This is a genomic window from Ramlibacter sp. (assembly GCF_035548915.1).
Lineage (GTDB): Bacteria > Pseudomonadota > Gammaproteobacteria > Burkholderiales > Burkholderiaceae_C > Ramlibacter.
Genome location: NZ_DASZSE010000028.1, coordinates 42596 through 55836, shown reverse-complemented (window position 1 = coordinate 55836; position 13241 = coordinate 42596). Strand labels below are relative to the sequence as shown.

Annotated in this window: 13 protein-coding genes; 4 read left to right on the top strand and 9 right to left on the bottom strand. The window is 68.9% G+C overall.

What is annotated here, in order from left to right; genetic code table 11:
• Position 1 precedes the first annotated feature (1 nt).
• Together priA and hemE are read right to left on the bottom strand one after the other, a co-directional pair.
• Complete coding sequence (priA, locus tag VHA82_RS08920) at positions 2 to 2041, bottom strand: replication restart helicase PriA (protein WP_325542625.1); 2040 nt, start codon at positions 2039 to 2041, stop codon at positions 2 to 4.
• A 318-nt stretch (positions 2042 to 2359) separates the two neighbouring features.
• Entirely contained in the window at positions 2360 to 3487 is a 1128-nt protein-coding gene (gene hemE, locus VHA82_RS08915; RefSeq protein WP_325542623.1) for a uroporphyrinogen decarboxylase, read from the bottom strand.
• A gap of 71 nt (positions 3488 to 3558) precedes the next feature.
• Between hemE and VHA82_RS08910 the strand changes: the two genes are divergently transcribed.
• Complete coding sequence (locus tag VHA82_RS08910) at positions 3559 to 4671, top strand: methyltransferase (protein ID WP_325542621.1); 1113 nt, start codon at positions 3559 to 3561, stop codon at positions 4669 to 4671.
• On the opposite strand, the gene VHA82_RS08905 is transcribed toward VHA82_RS08910, so the two are convergent.
• Both VHA82_RS08905 and VHA82_RS08900 read right to left on the bottom strand, forming a co-directional pair.
• Complete coding sequence (locus VHA82_RS08905) at positions 4666 to 5997, bottom strand: O-acetylhomoserine aminocarboxypropyltransferase/cysteine synthase family protein (protein ID WP_325542619.1); 1332 nt, start codon at positions 5995 to 5997, stop codon at positions 4666 to 4668. The genes VHA82_RS08910 and VHA82_RS08905 overlap by 6 nt on opposite strands.
• A 1-nt stretch (position 5998) precedes the next feature.
• Complete coding sequence (locus VHA82_RS08900) at positions 5999 to 6475, bottom strand: CoA-binding protein (RefSeq protein ID WP_325542617.1); 477 nt, start codon at positions 6473 to 6475, stop codon at positions 5999 to 6001.
• Between the two features lie 68 nt (positions 6476 to 6543).
• Here VHA82_RS08900 and VHA82_RS08895 point away from each other — a divergent pair, with 68 nt between their 5' ends.
• Positions 6544 to 6966 (top strand): hypothetical protein, encoded by a 423-nt coding sequence (locus tag VHA82_RS08895; RefSeq protein WP_325542615.1) that lies wholly within the window; start codon positions 6544 to 6546, stop codon positions 6964 to 6966.
• Between the two features lie 88 nt (positions 6967 to 7054).
• Here the strand turns inward: VHA82_RS08895 and VHA82_RS08890 are convergent, their stop codons facing one another.
• From VHA82_RS08890 to VHA82_RS08880, 3 genes are read right to left on the bottom strand one after another with little or no spacing between them, the layout of a single operon-like run.
• Positions 7055 to 9202, bottom strand: a complete 2148-nt coding sequence (locus VHA82_RS08890; RefSeq protein ID WP_414708639.1) for a protein-disulfide reductase DsbD family protein — start codon at positions 9200 to 9202, stop codon at positions 7055 to 7057.
• 2 nt (positions 9203 to 9204) lie between these two features.
• Positions 9205 to 9945, bottom strand: a complete 741-nt coding sequence (locus VHA82_RS08885) for an alanyl-tRNA editing protein (protein ID WP_325542613.1) — start codon at positions 9943 to 9945, stop codon at positions 9205 to 9207.
• Positions 9946 to 10000: 55 nt separating this feature from the next.
• Positions 10001 to 10162, bottom strand: coding sequence for a hypothetical protein (locus VHA82_RS08880; RefSeq protein WP_325542611.1), 162 nt, complete (start codon positions 10160 to 10162; stop codon positions 10001 to 10003).
• A 271-nt stretch (positions 10163 to 10433) separates the two neighbouring features.
• Here VHA82_RS08880 and VHA82_RS08875 point away from each other — a divergent pair, with 271 nt between their 5' ends.
• Positions 10434 to 10715 (top strand): KTSC domain-containing protein, encoded by a 282-nt coding sequence (locus VHA82_RS08875; protein WP_325542609.1) that lies wholly within the window; start codon positions 10434 to 10436, stop codon positions 10713 to 10715.
• A gap of 21 nt (positions 10716 to 10736) precedes the next feature.
• Here VHA82_RS08875 and VHA82_RS08870 read toward each other — a convergent pair whose 3' ends face one another.
• Both VHA82_RS08870 and VHA82_RS08865 read right to left on the bottom strand, forming a co-directional pair.
• Positions 10737 to 11465: a helix-turn-helix transcriptional regulator gene (locus tag VHA82_RS08870; protein ID WP_325542607.1), complete on the bottom strand. Its 729-nt coding sequence runs from the start codon at positions 11463 to 11465 to the stop codon at positions 10737 to 10739.
• Positions 11462 to 11998 (bottom strand): RidA family protein, encoded by a 537-nt coding sequence (locus VHA82_RS08865; RefSeq protein ID WP_325542605.1) that lies wholly within the window; start codon positions 11996 to 11998, stop codon positions 11462 to 11464. Before VHA82_RS08865 ends, VHA82_RS08870 begins: the two co-directional genes overlap by 4 nt.
• Positions 11999 to 12099: 101 nt before the next feature.
• Between VHA82_RS08865 and VHA82_RS08860 the strand changes: the two genes are divergently transcribed.
• Positions 12100 to 13200: an aminotransferase class V-fold PLP-dependent enzyme gene (locus VHA82_RS08860; RefSeq protein ID WP_325542603.1), complete on the top strand. Its 1101-nt coding sequence runs from the start codon at positions 12100 to 12102 to the stop codon at positions 13198 to 13200.
• The last annotated feature ends 41 nt before the right edge of the window (positions 13201 to 13241 follow it).

Genomic DNA, 13241 nt, shown 5'->3' with positions numbered 1-13241 from the left:
GTCAGACGACGAGCGGATCGACGTCGATCGCCCAGCGGATGAGGCCCTTCGGGCGCAGCGTGTGCAGCGCAGGCTGCCACTGCGCGAGGAAGCGTTGCAGCGCGGCGCGCGAGGCGCACTCCACCAGCAGCTGCGCGCGCTCCACGTTCGCGACGCGCTGCACCGCCATCGGGACTGCCGAATAGATGCTCACGCCGTGCGCGCCGGGCAACGCGTGCGCCGCCTCGGCCGCCCCGTTCAGAAAACCCTGCGCCGTCTCCTGAGTGCGCGCTTCGGCGCGCAGCAGCGCCTGGAAGGCGAAGGGCGGCATTCCGGCTTGCTCGCGTTCCTTCAGCTGCCGCGCTGCGAAGCCGGGATAGTCGTGGCGCGCGAGCGCCGCGAACAGCGCATGGCGCGGATGCCACGTCTGCACCCACATCTCGCTCGCGATCGCCTGCCCGGCGTCGCGCCCGGCGCGGCCCGCGGCTTGCATGAGCAGCGAGAAGAGCCGCTCGGGCGCACGGAAATCGGAGGAAAAGAGCGCGGCATCCGCGTTCACCGCGGCCACGAGCGTGATGCGCCGGAAGTCGTGCCCCTTGGTCACCATCTGCGTGCCCACGAGCACGTCGACTTCGCCCGCGTGAACTTCGGCGAGCTGCCGCTCGAGCGCGCCCTGGCCGCGGGTCGTGTCGGCGTCCATGCGCGCGATGCGCGCGGGCTCGCCATTCGGGCGAAGCGCATCGGCCAGCAGCGCGGCGAGTTGTTCCTCGAGACGCTCGGTCCCGCGGCCGAAGGGCGCGATGTCGACGTTGCCGCAGGCCGGGCAGGCGCGCGGCACTCGCTCCGTGAAGCCGCAGTGGTGGCAGCGCAGGCTGCGGTCGATCTTGTGGAAGACACGGTACGCGCTGCAGTGCGGACACTCGCTTTTCCAGTCGCAGGCGGTGCAGGCGAGCACCGGCGCGTAGCCGCGGCGATTGAGAAAGACGAGGGACTGCTCGCCGCGCGCGATGCGCTCGCGCAGGGCCTGCAGCAGCTGCGCGGAAAACACGGTTCCCTTCGGCTGCAGGTTCATGTCGACCAGCCGCACCGCGGGCAGGGTGCCCTCGCCGACCCGTGCCGGCATGTCGAGCCGCCGGTAGCGTCGACGTTCGGCCGCGAGCCAGGATTCGAGCGAAGGCGTGGCCGAGCCGAGGATCACCTGCGCGCCTTCCGACCTGCCGCGCCACACGGCGAGGTCCCGCGCGGAATAGCGCGCGCCTTCCTGCTGCTTGTAGCTCGGGTCGTGCTCTTCGTCGACGACGACGAGCTTCAGTCGCGGCATCGACGCGAACACCGCCATGCGCGTGCCGAGCACGATGCGCGCGTCACCGAGATGCGCGGCCAGCCACGCCGCAAGCCGCTGGGGCGGCGTCATGCCGCTGTGCATCGGCACGACCGAGTCCTCTCCGAAGCGTTCGACGAATCTCGCGAGCAGTTGCGGCGTGAGATTGATTTCCGGCACGAGCACGAGTGCCTGGGCCCGCGCGTCCTCGTCCAGCACGCGCTCGACGGCTCGCAGATAGACCTCGGTTTTGCCGCTGCCGGTGGCGCCGAAGAGGAGCGACGTGCCGGGTTCGCCGCGCAGCGACTCGAGCACTTCCCTTTGCTGAACGGTGAGTTCGGGCCCGGTGCGGCGCGTTGAAGCCGATGGCGCGATGCGCTCGGACCGGCGCTTCAGCCGGCGCGCGAGTTGAGCCGGGCCGAGCTCACGCAGTTGCGGCGGCAACACAGCCAGCGCCAGTTCGCCGATGCCGCGCTGATAGTACGCGGCCGAAAAGGTAACGAGCTGTCGCCAGCTCTCGGTGAGTGGCGCGATGCCGTCGAGCGCGCCGCTCACCGCCTTTTCTTCCGCGCCGGCGGCTTGCGGCTCGCCGTCCCAGACGATGCCGAGCACCTCGCGCCGCCCGAGCGGCACCCGCACCAATGTACCGGGCGCAAGTGCAAGCTCACTCCGATACGTGAGAGGGGCCGCGAGTGAACTGTGAGCCGGCGTCGGCACGACAACCGCGGCGCGATGGGCCATCGTGGCCATCGGTTCAGCGGCCCAAGCTCAGGCCGGATTGCGAAATCGACTTTAAGTCGTTGATTCGAAAGCGCTTTGCCCGGCCGGCCGCATTCGTGTGGATAACTTTGTTGATAGGAAGCGCCCGCCCCCGCGCGGAGCCCGGAAAATCAAGGGCTTGGCTCACCGGTGCGCTTTCCGTGCACAAATCAAATTCTTTGAAAATCAAGGAGTTGCGACTGCTACTGATTTCGGAGCGGCGCGCGCGCGCCGTCCATTGGCAAGGCGTCCCGTGACACAAATTTTGTGCATAAGTCAAGTTGCGGACTGCATGGGAACCTAGGGAAGGACCTGATGACGAGGGGCTCGGCTCGCATCCTCGGATCGCATGTGCCGGGAATGTGAATGCACCGCATCCACGAGTGCCTGAACGTTCTCAGGCGGTGTGTGCTGGCTGATGCCGTGGCCCAGATTGAAGATGTGGGTGGGCCCGGGCTGCGCACCCGCATGCGGCGGGCCGAAACATTCGAGCACATGTTTCGCCTGCGCGGCGACCGCCGCGGGCGAGGCGAAGAGGACCGCCGGGTCGAGATTGCCCTGCAACGCCTTCGATCGGCCGACCTGCTCGCGCGCGTGTCCCAGGTTCACGGTCCAGTCGACGCCGAGCACGTCGCAATCGAGCTGTTCCATCTCGTCGAGCCAGAGGCCGCCGCCCTTGGTGAAAACGATGCGGGGGATGGTGGCGCCTTCGTGTTCGCGCTTCAGGCCCGCAAGCACGCGCGCCGTGTAGGCGAGGCTGAATTCCTGGAACGCGCCGTCGGCAAGCGCGCCGCCCCAGCTGTCGAACACCATCACGGCTTGCGCGCCCGCATCGATCTGCGCATTCAGGTAGCCGCACACCGCCTCCGCGTTCACGTCAAGGATGCGATGCATGAGATCCGGCCGGCTGTACAGGAGACTCTTCACGCCGCGCCAGTCGTCGGCCGAGCCCGCGCCTTCGACCATGTAGCACGCGAGAGTCCACGGGCTGCCTGAAAAGCCGATCAGGGGCACGCGTCCGTCGAGCGCGCGGCGGATCGATGCGACTGCGTCGAACACATAGCGCAGCTTTTCGAGATCGGGCACGCGCAACGCCGCGACGGCGGCCTCATCGCGTACCGGATGCGCGAAGTGCGGCCCTTCGCCCTCGGCGAAGCCCAGGCCCAGGCCCATCGCATCGGGCACCGTGAGGATGTCGGAAAAGAGAATGGCCGCATCGAGACCGTAGCGGTCGATCGGCTGCAGCGTGACTTCGGTGGCGAACCCCGGGTCGGTCGCGAGCCCCATGAAGCTGCCCGCGCGCGCGCGCGTCGCGCGGTACTCCGGCAGGTAGCGGCCGGCCTGGCGCATCAGCCACACGGGCGTGTAGGGCGTGGCCTCGCGCAGGCAGGCGCGCAGGAACACGTCGTTTTTCAGCGGGGCGGTCATGGCGCGATTGTCGCAGGACCTATGATGCGTCGCGACGCAATACCGGCGAAACGGGGACTCACGGGGCGGGAATGGACGAATCCTTCGAATGGGGCCGCGAGCTCTTCCTGCGCGGCGTGACCGAGTACCAGGCGGGCCGCTACGCCGAGGCGGAGTGGCGATTCGCCGAAGCCCTCGCGCTCGTCCCCGGGCGGGTGTCGACGCTCACGAACCTGGGGGCCGTCCGCCTGAAGCTCGGACGCGCGGCCGATGCCCTCGTCGTGCTGGACCAGGCGCTCGCGCAGGAGCCGGACAACGTCGAGGCGTTGAGCCAGCGCGCGACGGCGCTCGCCTCGCTCGGCCGGCACGAGGAGGCGCTGCGCGATTTCGACCGCTCGTTGACGCTGCGGCCCGCGCAAGGCGCCGCATGGAGCTACCGCGGCAACGTGCTGCGCGAGATGGGGCTTCTGGCCGAAGCGCGGCTGTCGTTCGAGCAGGCGCTCGCCCACGGAGCGGACCGCGAGCTGAACTCGTACTACCTGGCGGCGCTCGGCGGCAACGATGCGCCGCTGTCCTCGCCGGGCGGCTACGTGCAGTCGCTCTTCGACTCCTACGCGGGGGAATTCGACTCGCACCTCGTGAAGCAGTTGCGCTACGACGCGCCGGGCGTGCTCGCGGCACGCATCGCCGCCGAGGGAAGGCACTTTCGCCGTGCGCTGGACCTCGGCTGCGGCACGGGCCTGTGCGGCGCGGCGCTCGCGCCTCTTTGCGATGCCATCGACGGCGTCGACGTTTCGGGCGCGATGCTGGAAAAGGCGCGCGCGCTTCGCGTGTACAGCGAACTCGATCAAGTCGACGTCGTGCTGGCCCTGCAGCAGGCTCGGCATCGGTACGAGGCGGTGATCGCCGCCGACGTGTTCGCCTATCTCGGCGACCTCGAACCCGTATTCGCCGGCGTGGCTCGCGTGCTCGAAGCGGGCGGACTCTTCTGCTTCACGGTCGAAGCGGGCGAAGAGAGCGAAGCGGCGGCCGGTTTCGTGCTGCGTCCGAGCCTGCGCTATGCGCATTCGCGGGCGTATCTGCTGAGGCTCGCCCAGGCGCATGGCTTCGAAGCGAGGCACATCGAATCGCGTCCGATCCGCGAAGACCAGCGCGTGCCGATCCCGGGACTCTTCATCTGGCTGGCTTTGCCGAAGCCGTCATGAGACGGCCTTTTCAAGCGCCTGGTCGATGTCCCAGAGGATGTCCTCGACCTCCTCGATGCCCACCGAGAGCCGCACCATGTCGGGCCGCACGCCGGCGCGCGCGAGTTCCTCGTCGTTCAGCTGCCGGTGCGTGGTCGATGCGGGGTGGATCACGAGCGTCTTCGCATCGCCGATGTTGGCGAGGTGGCTCAGGAATTCGCAGGCATCGATGAAGCGTTCGCCGGCGCGCGCGGGGTCGGCAGCGCGGATGCCGAAGGTGAGGATGCCCGAGCACCCGGGCCGGCCGTCGATCTCGCGGAACTGCTTCTTCGCGAGCGCGTGATGTGCCGACGACTCGAGTCCGGGATAGTTCACCCACGAGACGCGCGGATGATCCTGAAGGTGCTCGGCGATCCGCTGCGCGTTGCGGCAGTGGGCCTGCATGCGCAGGTGCAGCGTCTCGATGCCCTGCAGGATCAGCCACGCATTGAGCGGCGAGAGCGATGCGCCGAAGGTCCGGTTCACCTCCATGCGCGCCTTCATGGTGTAGCCGAAGTCGCCGAAGGTCTCGTAGAACTTCACGCCGTGGTAGGCGCGGCTCGGCTCGAGCATCTCGGGAAACTTGTCGCGCGCAAGGGGCGAGCTCCAGTCGAACTTGCCCGATTCCACGATCACGCCGGCCATGGTCGTGCCGTGGCCGCCAAGGTATTTGGTCGCGCTGTGCACGACGATGTCGGCGCCGAAGGCGAACGGCGTGCACAGATAGGGCGAGGCGACCGTGTTGTCGACGACCAGCGGCAGGCCGTGGTCGTGCGCGATGCGCGCCGTCGCTTCGATGTCGAACACGTTCACGAGCGGGTTGCCGAGCGTCTCGCCGTAGAGCGCCCGCGTGGTCGGCCGAATCGCGCGGCGGAAGTTGTCCGGGTCTTCGGGATCGACGAAGGTGGTTTCGATGCCGAGCCGCTGGAAGCCGACGCCGAGCTGGCCCACAGTGCCGCCGTAGAGCGTGGACGCCGCCACGATGTGGTCGCCCGCCTTCAGGATCGCGAGCAGCGCAGTCATCTGCGCCGCCATGCCGGTGGCGCAGGCGAGGGCGGCGCGACCGTTTTCGAGCGAGGCGACGCGTTCTTCGAGCACCGCGACCGTCGGGTTGCCGATGCGCGAATAAACGTTGCCGAAGGTCTGCAGGTTGAAAAGCGACGCCGCGTGCTCGGCCGAATCGAACACGAAGCTCGTGGTCTGGTGGATCGGCGTCGCGCGCGCGCCGGTCACGGGGTCGGGCATCGCGCCCGCGTGGATGGCGCGGGTGCCGAACCCGTAGTCGTGGTCGCGGTCCTGGCTGGCCATGTCAGTAGAAGAGGTGCCGCGGGCGGCGCGACGAGATCACCTTCGTGTTCACGCCCGCCCAGTTCAAGCCGCCGAAGAGCCGCGCGTGTTCGATCTTCACGCAGCGGTCCATCACCACGTCGAGGCCCGCGGCGCGCGCCTTGGCCGCCGCCGTTTCGTTGACCACGCCGATCTGCATCCAGAGCGTCTTCGCGCCGATCGCGATCGCCTCGTCGGCGATGGGCGGGATGTCTTCGCTGCGGCGAAAGCAGTCCACCATGTCGATCGCGTGGTCCCGGGCGGCTTCGGTCACCGAAGCGTACGAACGTTGCCCGAGGATCTCGCGCGCGGTCGGGTTCACCGGGACGACGCGATAGCCGTGTTCCATCATGTACTTGGCCGCGAAGAAGCTCGGCCGGTGCCACTGCGGCGACAGGCCGACGACGGCGATCGTGCGCGTGGCGGCGAGGATGCGCCGCAGATCGGCGATGGTGTTCATCGCCGCCCAGTCTATGTCAAGTTCGTGCAAGGTGCCCAAGGCAGCATCCGCGCCCAGGAGGCGACGGCATGTTCTTCTTCACGGTGCTTGCCCTGATCGCGACGGTGCTCGCGCTCGTCTGCATGGGCTACTTCTTCCTGGGGTCGGTGCCGCTGCTCGTGCTGGAACACGACACGCCGCTCGACTCGCGCTTCATCCGCGGCTTCTTCAACGTCTACTATCGCGCGCTGCCGGCGCTCGCCGCCCTGGGCGCGGTGAGCTACGCGCTCGCGGGCAAGGCGGGCTTCGCCGTGGAGATGGCGCTGATTTTCGGACTCACGCTTGCCGCGCGGCGGATCGTGCTCGCGGAAATGGACACGCTGCGCGCGACGATGACGGCATCCGACGTGGCCGCCATCGCGCGATTTCGCCGCGTGCACATCGCGGCGATCGCGCTCAACCTCGCGCAGCTGGTCGCGCTCGGCGTGAGCCTCACGCTGCTGCGGTTGTAGGCACGCCGTGACTGGCTCCTCTCCCAGAGGGAGAGGGAGCCAGTCACCGGGCACCTGTAGGGCCAGGATCTCCTCGAATTGGATCTCTTCAGAGCTTCGCGATCGCCGAGCGGACTTCTCCGACACCCAGCACTTCCGACAGCACCACGGGCGCGCTGCCGTTTCTGTAGAACACGTACACCGGCACGCCGTTGCGCCCGAGCTCGGCGAGCGCGGCCGTGATTGCCGGGTCGCGCCGCGTCCAGTCCGCGCGCAGCATGACGACGTCGCGCGCCTTGAGGTCCGCGAGCACATCGGCATTCGAGAGCGTCGTCTTCTTGTTGTACTGGCAAGTCACGCACCAGGCCGCGGTGAAATCCACGAAGACCGGCTTGCCTTGCGCGAGCACCTGTTCGACGCGGCCCGGCTCCCACGGCTGCCACGGTCCTTCCGCGGCCGTGGCTTGCGCGGCCTGCACCTGGGTGACGTACGGGCCCGCGGCCCAGCCAAGCAATGCGAGCGTCGCGAGCGACAGTGTCGTCATCGCCACGCGCGCGCGGCCGGCGAGACCGATCGCCCACACGACCATCGCGAGCGCCACGAGCAGCAGAAGCAGCGACGCCGCGCCGTCGATACCGCTTTGGTGCCCGATCACCCACACGAGCCAGGCGACCGTGGCGAACATCGGAAACGCCATCAGACGCCGGAACACGGCCATCCAGGGGCCGGGCCGCGGCAGCGCCCGTGCGACCGCCGGGAGCCAGCTTGCGGCGAGATAGGGCAGCGCCATGCCCAGGCCGATGCACGCGAAGACGACGAGTGCCTCGGCCGCCGGCAGCGCGATTGCGAATCCGAGCGACGCGCCCATGAAGGGTGCCGTGCAAGGCGACGCCACGGCGACCGCGAGCACGCCGGTGAGGAGTGAATCCGCAAGCGGATGCCGCACCTGCAACGCCGCCACGCGGCTCGGCAGGATCGAGCCGAATTCGAACAGGCCGGCGAAGTTCAATCCGATGACGGTGAAGAGCGCCGCGAGCGAGGCGACCACACCGGGCGACTGCAACTGGAAACCCCAGCCGAGCTGTTCGCCCGCCGCGCGCAAGGCAAGCATGAGCCCGCCCAGGGCCAGGAATGAAACGATCACGCCCGCCGCATACGCGAGGCCTGCCAGGCGGTGCGCACGCCGGTCGTTCGCATGCTTCGTGAATCCGATCACCTTGATCGCGAGCACGGGGAACACGCAGGGCATCAGGTTCAGGATGAGTCCGCCGAAGAGCGCGCCAAGCAGCGCCGCTGCGAGTCCTATCGACGCAGTGGGCGCGCGCGCAGGCGCCTGGGCCGATGCGTTGCCGCGAAGCGCCTGCTCGAGCGCGGGCGACAGGCCCGCGGCCGCCGCCACCTTCGGCCATTCGCCCACGACCTCGAGTTCGGCGCGCCAGCCCTGTCCCGGCCCGCTCGCGAGCACCACCGGCATCGCTGCGGGCCTGCCGCTGCGCTGCGCGGAAAGCGGCACGCGGGCGGTCCAGGCGGCGCCGTTCCACGCCTGCGTCCATCTCGCGCCCGGTTCGATCACTTCGGGGGTTTCCGGGAAGAATTCGAGGGTCTTGCCGCGCACCTCCACGGGCAGGCCCTGGACAGTGACGGCCAGCGCATCGCCGTCGATGCGTGCGGTGCTGTCGGGGATCACGCCCGTGCCGGCGATCACCGGCCTCGGCCGCGCGGCGAGCGCCTCTTCGAATTCCCTCGCGTGCAGCGCGGTCGAGCCCTTCGCCGCAATCTTGAGGACGAAGTCGCCTTCTTCGGGAATGCATTCCTTCTGGCACACGAGCCACTGCGCATGCAGCTTGGCTTCCATGTCGCCGCCCAGGAGCGACGGCTTGAAGCCGGGCCCGATCGTGACGGGCACCGGCAGCAGCACGGTGTCTTCGTAGCCGTAGTTGGCAAGATTGCCGATCGGAATCTTCTTCGGCACGGGCCACGCGATGTCGCCCGCGGTCACGCCTTCGGGGAGCGTCCACTGCAGCTGGGTCGCAAGCCCCGAATCGCCCGGGTTCTTCCAGTAGGTGTGCCACCCGCTCGCGTGCTTCAGTTGCAGGCCCAGCCAGACCGGGCTGCCGGGCTGCACGCCTTCGGGTGCCTGCGCCATCAGTTCCGCTCGCACGTGTTCGGTCGTGAGGACCGCTTTGCCCTCGGCAGCCCAGGCGCCGCCGCACAAGAGGGCCAGCGCAGGCAGCGCGGCGCGCACCAGCCGCTTCATCGTCATGCGAACCCGAGCACCACGCGCCGCGTCATGGCGCTTTTCTTCTCGATCTTGGTGACGATGACGTTGCCGATCTCCGACGTGTTCGCCACGTGCGTGCCGCCGCAGGGCTGGTAGTCGATCAGTGCTTCACCGCCCACGCGGATGGTCCGGATGCGTCCCGTCCCCCTCGGCGGCTGCACCGACATGCTCTTCACGAGCGCCGGGTTCGCATCGAGTTCCTCGTCGGTGATCGAGCCGATCGCCACCGGATGCGCCGCCGCCACGAGCTTCGCGATGCCCTGGGTGAGCGCTTCCTTGTCGAGAGGTTCGGTCATGTTGAAGTCCAGCCGCGCGTATTCCCCGGTGATCGAGCACCCGTTCACGAGCTGCGGCACCAGGTGGCACAGCAGGTGGGTCGCCGTATGGAAGCGCATCAGCTTGTGGCGCCGCTCCCAGTCGATGCGCGCGTTCACCGTGTCACCGACCTTCAGGCTCATCAGAAGTTCCTCCTGACCGACGGCCGGCACGTGCACGATCCGGGCGGTCGGGCGACCCTCGGCATCCTTGCCCTTGCGGGTGTCGGCGATGCGCAGTTGCGTGCCGTCCGGCGCGCGCAGCACGCCGGTGTCTCCCGCCTGGCCGCCGCCCAGGGGGTAGAACACGGTCCGGTCGAGAATGATTCCATCGGCCCCGGCCGCGACCACGGCGGCCGTGCATTCCTGCAGGTAGGCGTCCTCGCGAAACAACTCTTGCGTCATGGCCGCCATTGTCCCGCTTTCCATGCCGGCGCGCCGGGCGCCGAGCGCCGCCGCCTCAGAACAGCGCGTCGAGATTCGCGATCACGAGCGCGGTGATGGACGGGCCGCGCGTGCACTGGTCGAGGCTGCACAGCACCATCACGGACGCGGACAGTACCCACAGCGGGAATTGTTCACGCAGCGCGAGCTGGAGTTTCGAAAGAGTCCCTCGGTTCATGCGAACGATGATCGCGCGGGGGCCGCATGCGCGAAGCCGCCGATTGCCGCCACCCGATGCGCGCGGCGGGCGCGTGCGGCAGTCGGCGTCGGGCCGACAGTCGTAGGGCGCATCCGCCGGTGGCGCGGCCCCGCATCCCGGGGCGCCCCGAGCTGAGCTTGGGTGCCTTGCTCCGGCGGGATGCAGGCAAGGCTGTGCCGGCACCGGCACGCGAGTCTCGAGCAGCGTGGCTGCCGGCCGCCGTAAACTGGCGCAACCGGGGGTGCACCACATGCCCAGCAAGACCTTCACGAGCGGCCGCATCCGCGAGGCCGACTACGACCCGTCGACGAAGCAGCTCGACCTGCATTGGGACAACGGCAACGTGCTTGCCTACAAGCACGTCCCGGACGAAGTGTTCCGGCGGCTTTGCGCCGCGCCGAATCCGACGACCTACTGGGAAGACCGCATCGCGGAGGAATATCCGAAGGGCGTGCCGCGCAGCTCGGGCAAGGCAGCCGGCGGCAAGACACTCAAGGATCTGTTCGGCGACACGGGCGAAAGCGCGGAGTGAGCCGATGGCGGCATGCCGCCCTCAGTGCGCGCGCCGGGATTTCACATCATCGAGGTAGTTGTAGACGGTAAAGCGCGTGACGCCGAGAGCGGCTGCCGCCTTTTCCACGCCGCCCTTCACGATGAAGAGGCCGCGCTCGAACATCGACTCGACCGCGGCCGTCTTCTCCTCCTTGTTCATCCGCGCGACCGGCTTGCCGTAGCGGCGCACGGCCTGCTCGATGATGTCGTGCATGAGCGCCTCCATGTCGGGCGCGTCCACCTTCGCCTGCGTCGTCGCGATCGCCTTCGAAGGCAGCATTCGCGAGAGCAGCGCGTGCGCCGCCTCGACGCCCTGCAGATCGGCGTTCAGGCACAGCGCGGCGAAGGTGCGTCCGAGCGAATCGCGGAACATCACGGTGCCCGAGGTGAGGTTGCGGCCGTCGCGGGTGATCGTCGGATACGGAAACACCGACACGTGCCCGGCGGGCAGCGCATCGACCATGCCTTCGGCGAGGATCGCGAGCGCCTTGTCGTTGCCCGGACCGGCCAGCACGGGGCTGCCCGGGCTGCGACCCGTGACGTGGCCGTTGGCGATCCTCAGCACGGAGTTTTCCGGATGCGTGAGGTCGTGCAGCACCACCTCGACGTGCTCGCCCGCCATCGCGCCGAGCATCGGCACGATGCAGTCCAGCGCGGCGAGGATCGCCTCGCGTTCGCGCTGGACCTCCGGCGGGATCGCACCCCGGGCGGGCGCCTGCTTGCGCGTCATCGTTCGAAGTCGACCTCCGCGACCATCTCGATCTCCACGGCGATGCCGAACGGCAGGTCGTGCGCGGACACGGCGCTGCGCGCGTGACGGCCCCGCTCGCCGAAGACCTGCACCAGCAGGTCGGACGCGCCGTTGAGCACGAGGTGCTGGCGCTGGAAGCCTTCGGCGCAGTTCACCCACGCGAGCAGCTTCATGATGCGCGTGACGCGGTCGAGCGAGCCCGCGTGCTCGCGCAGGATCGCGAGCGAATTGAGGATCGTGAGGCGCGCGGCGGCATAGCCTTCTTCTTCCGTCAGGTCGACGCCGACCTTGCCGCGATACACGACCTGCCCGCCCGCGAGCGGGCCCTGGCCCGCGAGGAAGACGAGGCGGCCGCTTTGGGTGGCCGTCACGTAGTTCGCGGCGGGTTTCGGCGCGACGGGGAGTTCGATGCCGAGCGCCTTCAGGCGTGCCTCGGGGGACGCGTCCGCCGAGCCGTCCGCCCGGGCGCCCGAAGGGCCGCCTGCCTCTGCGTCTGCGCCGTGCGTCTCCATGCCGGGAACCTTTCGTGCGGCTTGACACCCTCGTCGCGTGCCGCGTACAGTGCAGTTTAAACGTGTTGTTGAAGGTATTCAACAAAATTTCAAGAGCCGCGATGCCACCGCTTTCCATCCACGGACGCAGCCGCGAGGTACGCGACCTGTTTCCGTACCTCGAAGCGCGCTGCTATCTCGACACGGCGGCGGCGGGCCTCGCCTGGCAGGGTCACGGCGCCGCCGTCGCGCGCTTCTTCGACGAGGTCAAGGACCGCGGCTACGACGCGCGGCCCGAATGGTGGGCCATGATCGCGAAGGTGCGCGCACGGCTCGCCCGATGGCTCGGGATGGAACCGGAGGACGTCGCATTCGTGTCGAACACGACCGAGGGCCTGAACCTCGCCGCGCACAGCCTGCGGTTCGCCAGGGGCGAGCGCATCGTGCTCGCGGAAGACGAATTTCCCTCCGTGGCGCGCATCTGGGGGCCGGCCGCGCAGGCGGGGGCGGAACTCGTGCGCGTGCCGATCCCGCGCGAGGCGCTGCGCCAGCAGGCCCTCATGGAAGCGGTCGATGCGCGCACGCGGCTGCTCGTGGTCTCGCAGACGCATTCGGGCACGGGGACGACCGTGGACCTCGACGCGCTCGGACGCCACTGTCACGAACGCGGCGCGCTGCTGATGGTCGATGGCATCCAGGCGCTCGGCGCCGTGCCGTTCACGCTGGAGCACGTGGACATCTACGCTTCGTCCTTCTTCAAATGGATGCTGTCGGGCTTCGGCATCGCGATGCTCGTCACTTCCGCGCGGGCGCGCGAAGCGATGACGCCCGCATGGCACGGCTACGCCAACATGGACGAGCCGCATCAGCTGCAGTACGCGCACGTCAACTCGCCGGCGATCTATGGGCTGGACGCGACGCTCGACCTCATGGAGTCGTTCGGCTGGGAAGCGATCCACGCACAGGTGCGTGACCTCGGCGACCGGCTCCTGCTCGCGGCCGACGGCCACGGCCTGGACCTCGTCACGCCGCGCGCGCAGCGCGCGGGCATCTTCATCTTCCGCGCGCCGGACGGCGAAGCCGCGCGAATGCGCCTGGCCGAAAGCGGAATCAGTGTCTCCGCGCGCGGCCAAGGCGTGCGCGTCTCACCGCACTTCTACAACACGGCCGAGGATGTCGACCGCTGCGCCTCGGCACTGGCGCAGGCGATCGCCCGCACCTGAGCCGAAACGTCGTCCCAAGAATCCATCCCGAGGAGCCCACG

Coding starts and splice junctions, on each gene's coding strand:
- priA (WP_325542625.1), bottom strand. CDS start 2,041: ATGGCCCATCGCGCCGCGGTTGTCGTGCCGACGCCGGCTCACAGTTCA.
- hemE (WP_325542623.1), bottom strand. CDS start 3,487: ATGACCGCCCCGCTGAAAAACGACGTGTTCCTGCGCGCCTGCCTGCGC.
- VHA82_RS08910 (WP_325542621.1), top strand. CDS start 3,559: ATGGACGAATCCTTCGAATGGGGCCGCGAGCTCTTCCTGCGCGGCGTG.
- VHA82_RS08905 (WP_325542619.1), bottom strand. CDS start 5,997: ATGGCCAGCCAGGACCGCGACCACGACTACGGGTTCGGCACCCGCGCC.
- VHA82_RS08900 (WP_325542617.1), bottom strand. CDS start 6,475: ATGAACACCATCGCCGATCTGCGGCGCATCCTCGCCGCCACGCGCACG.
- VHA82_RS08895 (WP_325542615.1), top strand. CDS start 6,544: ATGTTCTTCTTCACGGTGCTTGCCCTGATCGCGACGGTGCTCGCGCTC.
- VHA82_RS08890 (WP_414708639.1), bottom strand. CDS start 9,202: ATGAAGCGGCTGGTGCGCGCCGCGCTGCCTGCGCTGGCCCTCTTGTGC.
- VHA82_RS08885 (WP_325542613.1), bottom strand. CDS start 9,945: ATGACGCAAGAGTTGTTTCGCGAGGACGCCTACCTGCAGGAATGCACG.
- VHA82_RS08880 (WP_325542611.1), bottom strand. CDS start 10,162: ATGAACCGAGGGACTCTTTCGAAACTCCAGCTCGCGCTGCGTGAACAA.
- VHA82_RS08875 (WP_325542609.1), top strand. CDS start 10,434: ATGCCCAGCAAGACCTTCACGAGCGGCCGCATCCGCGAGGCCGACTAC.
- VHA82_RS08870 (WP_325542607.1), bottom strand. CDS start 11,465: ATGACGCGCAAGCAGGCGCCCGCCCGGGGTGCGATCCCGCCGGAGGTC.
- VHA82_RS08865 (WP_325542605.1), bottom strand. CDS start 11,998: ATGGAGACGCACGGCGCAGACGCAGAGGCAGGCGGCCCTTCGGGCGCC.
- VHA82_RS08860 (WP_325542603.1), top strand. CDS start 12,100: ATGCCACCGCTTTCCATCCACGGACGCAGCCGCGAGGTACGCGACCTG.